The organism is Nitratidesulfovibrio oxamicus (genome assembly GCF_015731765.1).
Lineage (GTDB): Bacteria > Desulfobacterota > Desulfovibrionia > Desulfovibrionales > Desulfovibrionaceae > Cupidesulfovibrio > Cupidesulfovibrio oxamicus.
In genome coordinates this window covers 1-5961 of sequence record NZ_VRYY01000127.1, presented here as the reverse complement: position 1 = coordinate 5961, position 5961 = coordinate 1, and the positions used below count along the sequence as shown (strand labels likewise).

Genomic DNA, 5961 nt, shown 5'->3' with positions numbered 1-5961 from the left:
CGCCGACTGCCACGCCGTCCACGGCGGGGGGGGAGGCGGGGTCGGCAAGGCCGGCTCGGGCACGCCGCTGGAGCGCGCCTATCACCGCCAGTGCATGGGCTGCCACCGTGAACAGGGCAAGGGCCCCACGGCCTGCGGCGGCTGCCACACCAAGGCCTGAAACGCGATGGTGAAGCGTCAGCAACGGTAACCGGCACCCTGCGGCATTCCGCGTCACACAGGACGGAGAACATATGGACACCGTGCACCTTGCCCCCGACGGAACGCTTCGCGCCCCCGACGGAAGCCACCACGCCGACCCGCTGCCCTGCCTGCGGCTGGCGGCGGTGCTGGACGCGGGCTGCACGCTGCGCTCGTTCTTCGCCCTGCTGGCCCGGCATGCCGAACTGCAACGCCTTGGCCCGTTCCTGCCTGCCGCAGTGGCCGAGGCGGCCCGCTGCCCGATCGAAGGCTGCCGGGCCGATGGGCTGACCGGCCTTGCCCTGCGCAAGACGGTGGACCTCATCGGCTACCCCGGCGGCCCGCGCGCGGAAATCTACCTTTCGCTGCGGGCGCTGGCGCCGGGGGCAAACAGCCCTTGCGGCCGAGACGGCGAAACGGAACACGAAATCAGATTCATCCCGCTCGATGCCCTACTGGATCTGCCGCTCTCGCTGGGCGGCCTGCGACACGTGGTTTTCGGGGACAGGACGCGGGTGCTCGACTGCGAGACCACCTTCAGCCTGTTCGAAGTCATCGAGGGCCTCGCATGGGAGCTCGGCTTCCAGGGCGGCGCCAGACACTGTAGCCTGCGGAGGTAAACGCCATGTTCGGTAAGATCCTCTTTGCAACGTCGGCCTCTCCGGCATGTGACAACGCGGCCAAGGTGGCCTTCGAACTAGCGCGGCGCAATGAAGCGCGCCTGTACGTCTTTCATGTGCTGGGGGTGCCCACGCGCGGTTTCGGCCAGTACGTGCGCGACCTGAAGTCGGGCGAGGAAGAAGTGGCCGACGCGGACTACCGCGAATGGGTCACCGAGGAACTGAAGCACGTCTACGAGGCCCAGTTCAAGGAATTCGGCCCGCCCAACGCCGCGCTGCAACTGGCCGTGGGGGTGCCGCACACCGAAATCCTGCGCTTTGCGCGGCAGGAAGGGGTGGACCTGATCGTCATGGGCGCGCACGGGCGCGATGAAGACGCCGCCGCCTCGCGGGTGCGCTCCATCATCGGCAACACCATGCAGAAGGTGGCCAAGTCCGCCCGGTGTCCGGTGCTGATCGTCAACCGGCCCTGCAACACCTGCTGGCACATGTTCTCCAACATCGTGTTCAGCACCGACTTCTCCAAGCCCGCCGACGCGGCCTTCCAGTTCGCCTACAAGACCGCGCGCGAGGTGGGCGCCAAGTTGTACCTGTTCCACGCCTGCGACCTTGGCGGCTCGGGGCTGTACCCCAGCCAGGCCGAAATCGAGCGGCAACTGGAGCGGGCGCGCAAGCAGATGCAGGACAAGTACGTGAGCAAGATGACCGACTACGACAACTACCAGGTGGAAATCTGGGAAGGCACGCCGTATGTGGAAATCCTGAAGTACGCCCGCGACCGCAAGGCGGACCTCATCGTCATGGCCCACCACGCCAGGGACGTTCCCGCCGAGGACGCGGAAATCGGTTCCACCGTGGAACAGGTGGTGCTGCGCTCCGCCTGCCCGGTGGCCAGCGTCACCCACGAGGAACGCGTGGCCTAGGGGCTGTTTCAAATTGTCCTTTCGCCCGTTGGCTGGCCGACCCGAAGGGCGCGTAGCGTGCCCGTTAAGCGAGTCTGCGAGCTTTACGGGCAGCGAGCGCAGAGCGGTCAAACTTCGCCCGCCATGGCTTTGCTGTCCTTATCCGTCAGACTCGCGCCATGCGCTCGCCCAACGGCTAAGGCTCGGTCGAATACGAGAAGAGTACGCGTTGCGGTCCTCATCCGTAAGGTTCGCTACGCTCACCCAACGGCGGAGGCACTCCCCCATGGCGGGCTCGTTTTCCTTGCCAACGAACGAAAATCCTCATTTGAAAACAGCCCCTCTAAAAAACAACCGAGCGGGTAGGCCCATGGCGCTGGTGCTGGTGGTGGACGACGACCTGTCGTTCCGGTTCTTCCTGAAGGCCCTGTTCGAAACCGACGGGCACGAGGCCGTGGTCGCCCGCAACGGCGCGGAAGGGTTGGAAACGGCCCGCAAGCGCCGCCCCGACCTGGTGGTGCTGGACGTGATGATGCCGGGCGGCGGGGGCCTGCCCATGTACCGCGCCATGCAGGCCGACCCCGCCCTGCGTTCCGTGCCGGTGATCATGTTGTCCGGCGTGGGCGGGGCCACCTTTGCCCACGGGCTGTCCATGTGCCAGGCCGCAGACAGTGGCAGGGACGGAGGCCGGGAAGGTGGCGGAAGCACGGAAATGAACGAACCGTTCGCCTACGTGGAAAAGCCCCCCCGGCCAGACAGGCTGCTGGAACTGGCCCACAGGGCGCTGAACGCAACCGGAAACGGAACGGCAAAAATGGCAGGTCAGCCCGAACGGGCGGAACAGGATGGAACCGGGTCGCCCCCGGACGGAATATCCCGGAAGACAGGGCAGGCAACGGCGTCACCGCGCGCCGCCACGCACGACGCCAAGGAGAATGAGCGCATGCCGTACAAGATACTGGTCGTGGACGACGACCCCTACATCGTGAAGTACATGGTGGATATCCTTTCCGACAACGGGTACGCCACCTGCTCTGCCTCGGACGGCAGCGAGGCGCTGGAAGTGCTGAAGCGCGAGCGGCCCGACCTCGTGACGCTGGACCTGGAAATGCCCAACGAGTGGGGCCCGCGCTTCTACCGCAAGATGACCAAGGAAGACGCCTTCCGCGACACCCCGGTCATCGTCATCAGCGGGCTTTCGGGCATCCACCTGGCCATCCGCAACGCCGTGGCTTCGCTGAAGAAGCCCTTCGACCCCAACCGCCTGCTGGAAATCATCCGCGACACGCTGGAAAAGCGCGGGGAACTGGCGGCGGAGGCGCCGGCAACCCACCAGTAGCGTGGAGTGACCGGACAATAGCGCGGCTGACGCCCGTCGGCCTTGTGGACGGCGGCGGGCCTGACGCCAGAGAGGGCACCCCGCACCGGGCCGGACAATACCCTCTCCGGCGGCCCGCCCTTGCCGTGCGGGGCTCCGCGTGGGACAATGGGACATCGGGGCGGCCTCCGACAGCATGCCTGTCGCGCCGCCCTCCACGCCCCATCCCCCGATGGCCGCGCCGGTTACGGCACGGGATTCACCACCCCGCGAAAGCCGCATCCGGTGCGCCCCGAACCACGAGGAGCCGCGCATGGGCGCATCGATCCTGCTGGTGGACGACGAGGAAGGCATCCGCACCGTGCTCGGCATCTCGCTTGCCGACGCGGGCTACGACGTGACCACCGCCGCCAGCGGCGAAGAAGCCCTTGCCCGGTTTGCCGAGCGCAAGCCCGACATCGTGCTCACCGACATCAAGATGCCCGGCCTGTCCGGGCTGGACCTGCTGGAACGCCTGAAGGCCGCCGACCCGGAGGTGGAGGTCATCATGCTGACCGGCCACGGCGACATGGATCTCGCCATCCAGAGCCTGAAGCGCGACGCCACCGACTTTCTCACCAAACCCGTCAACGACGACATGCTTGAGGTGGCCCTGCGCCGCGCCGAGGAGCGCATTTCCATGCGCCGCCGCCTGCGCGGGTACACCGAAAACCTGGAGCATATGGTGCGCGACCAGTCTGCCCGGCTGGTGGAGGCGGAACGCCAGCTGGCCGCGTTGCAGGTCATGGACGGCATCGCCAGCGGCATCCGCTCGCTGTGCAGCGCCCTTGACGACGGCGGGCTGTTCAACGAACTGCCCTGCTTCGTGGCCGTGCACAACGCCGACCTCGAGATCGTCTCCACCAACCAGTTGTACAAGGAACGCCTGGGCCACCGCATCGGCAGCCGCAGTTGGGAGGCCTACGCCGGGCGCGGCCCCGGCGACCGGCTGTGCCCGGTGATGCGCGTGCTGGAAACGGGCGAGGGATTCCGCTCCAACGAGGTGCTGCTGGGCAGGAACGGACAGGAAATTCCGGTCATCGTGAACACCGCGCCCATCTACGGCAACGACGGCGAGGTGGAACTGGTGCTGGAGCTTTCGGTGGACATCTCCGAGGTGCGCCGCCTGCGCGAAGACCTGCGCCTGACCCGCGAACGGTTCCGCCAACTGTTCGACGAATCGCCCTGCTACGTGGCCGTCATGGACCGCGACTTCGGCGTGGTGGAAGCCAACCGCAGATACCGCGAGGATTTCGGCGACCCCACGGGCCGCCGCTGCCATGACGCCTTTGCCCATCGCCTGGCCCCCTGTTCCGGCTGCCCCGCCGGACGCACCTTTGACGACGGGCGACCCCATCAGGCGGAAACCGTGGTCACCGCGCGCGACGGGCGGCAGGTGAACGTGCTGGTGTGGACGGCCCCCCTGCGCGACGCGGAGGGCGCCATCGCCGAGGTCATGGAAATGTCCACGGACATCACCGAACTGCGCCGCCTGCAGGACAGGCTTTCGCAACTGGGGCTGCTGCTGGGTTCCACGGCGCACGGCATCAAGGGGCTGCTCACCGCGCTGGATGGCGGGGTGTACCGCCTTGGAAGCGGCATTGCGCGCGGCGACGCGGCGCGGGTGCAGGACAGCCACCAGGACATCCGCCACCTGGTGGACCGGCTGCGCAAGATGGTGCTGGACCTTCTGTACTACGCCAAGAACCGCGAGCTGAACTGGGAAGTGGTGGTCACCCGCGCCTTTGCCGAGGAAACGGCCACCCTTGTGGAAGCCAAGGCCGCTGAACGCGGGGTGCACTTTGTGCGGGATTTCGCGGAGACCGGATCGGCAACAGCGGCGACAGCAGGGGCGGACACGGGCGCAATCGGCGAGACAACCGACCTCGGCACCTTCGAGGCGGACACCGGGGCGCTGTCGTCCGCACTGGTGAACCTGCTGGAAAACGGGGTGGAAGCCTGCGCGGCGGACACCCGCAAGCAGGACCACGCCGTCACCTTCCGGGTGCGCGGCACTGCGGAAGAGGTGACCTTCACCATCATCGACAACGGCACCGGCATGGACCGCGAGACCCGCGAAAAGCTGTTCACCCTGTTCTTCTCGTCCAAGGGCACCGCCGGGACGGGCATCGGCCTGTTCGTGGCCAGCCAGGTGGTGCGGCAGCACGGCGGGCACATTGCCGTGGCCTCCGAACCCGGCGAGGGCAGCACCTTCACCGTATCGCTGCCGCGCCGCCTGCCGGAGGCGGTACGGCGGGGGGATGCGGCGGAGGAAGAACGAACGGAAAACGGCGGCTAGCCTGCCCGTACCCGCAGCACCGCGCGCACGCCATGCCCCTGCAATGCGGGGCCAAGCTCCAGTTCACCGCCCATTTCGCGGGCCAGCTTGCGCGTGGCCATGAGGCCCACGCCGCTGCCGCCCGGCTTGGCGGAAACAAAGGCGGCAAAGCCGTCCGGGGTTGCATCGCCCCCATGCCCCTGCCCGCCCTGACTGCCCTGTCTGCCCTGACCGGCCTGTTCCGGAAAACCGGGGCCGTTGTCCTCCACCACGTATTCGATGCCGGTCACGCCAGCCTCTCCTGCTGCCGCATCCGCGTCGGCAGGCACGGGCAACGCCACCCGGCGGCTGCGCAGGACCACCCGGCGGGATTCACCCGGGGCAGCCTCAGCCACACCGTCTCCGCTGCCATCCATCCGGGCCGCATCGCAGATTGAAACACTGGCCAACTCACCCGCCCCGCCATCATCCTCGAACGCCTCGATGGCGTTCACCGCCAGATCCATCAGGCAGCGGTGCACCGCGTCCGGATCCAGCATGACCGGTTCCGGCCCGGCCCCGGCCAGCACCGCCAGCGCCACCCCTGCCGCAGCCGCGCGTGGGGCCAGCAGCCGGACCACGTCG

Annotated in this window: 6 protein-coding genes and 1 pseudogene; 6 read left to right on the top strand and 1 reads right to left on the bottom strand. The window is 67.8% G+C overall.

Annotated elements, in window-relative coordinates:
- The 6 genes and pseudogenes from FVW20_RS19655 to FVW20_RS05765 all read left to right on the top strand — a co-directional run.
- Window positions 1-160: cytochrome c3 family protein (locus FVW20_RS19655; protein WP_307831382.1), on the top strand; the 160-nt coding region annotated here is incomplete at its 5' end.
- Between the two features lie 73 nt (window positions 161-233).
- Window positions 234-800 (top strand): hypothetical protein, encoded by a 567-nt coding sequence (locus tag FVW20_RS05785; RefSeq protein WP_196608682.1) that lies wholly within the window; start codon window positions 234-236, stop codon window positions 798-800.
- A 5-nt stretch (window positions 801-805) separates the two neighbouring features.
- On the top strand, window positions 806-1723 hold the full coding sequence (locus FVW20_RS05780; protein WP_196608681.1) for a universal stress protein: 918 nt from the start codon (window positions 806-808) through the stop codon (window positions 1721-1723).
- A 265-nt stretch (window positions 1724-1988) separates the two neighbouring features.
- Window positions 1989-2321: pseudogene (locus FVW20_RS19650) on the top strand (response regulator); the annotation flags it as partial.
- A gap of 324 nt (window positions 2322-2645) precedes the next feature.
- Window positions 2646-3041, top strand: coding sequence for a DVU0259 family response regulator domain-containing protein (gene divK / locus FVW20_RS05770; protein WP_196608683.1), 396 nt, complete (start codon window positions 2646-2648; stop codon window positions 3039-3041).
- A 292-nt stretch (window positions 3042-3333) separates the two neighbouring features.
- Window positions 3334-5358 carry a hybrid sensor histidine kinase/response regulator gene (locus tag FVW20_RS05765; protein ID WP_196608680.1) on the top strand — a complete coding sequence of 675 codons (2025 nt, stop codon included), beginning with the start codon at window positions 3334-3336 and terminating at the stop codon, window positions 5356-5358.
- Here FVW20_RS05765 and FVW20_RS05760 read toward each other — a convergent pair.
- The coding region (locus tag FVW20_RS05760) for an ATP-binding protein (RefSeq protein ID WP_196608679.1) at window positions 5355-5961 on the bottom strand (607 nt) is incomplete at its 5' end. The two genes, FVW20_RS05765 and FVW20_RS05760, sit on opposite strands and share 4 nt — an antisense overlap.

Excerpts from the sequence above, each read along its gene's own strand:
- FVW20_RS05785 (WP_196608682.1), top strand. The coding sequence starts at position 234 with ATGGACACCGTGCACCTTGCCCCCGACGGAACGCTTCGCGCCCCCGAC.
- FVW20_RS05780 (WP_196608681.1), top strand. The coding sequence starts at position 806 with ATGTTCGGTAAGATCCTCTTTGCAACGTCGGCCTCTCCGGCATGTGAC.
- divK (WP_196608683.1), top strand. The coding sequence starts at position 2,646 with ATGCCGTACAAGATACTGGTCGTGGACGACGACCCCTACATCGTGAAG.
- FVW20_RS05765 (WP_196608680.1), top strand. The coding sequence starts at position 3,334 with ATGGGCGCATCGATCCTGCTGGTGGACGACGAGGAAGGCATCCGCACC.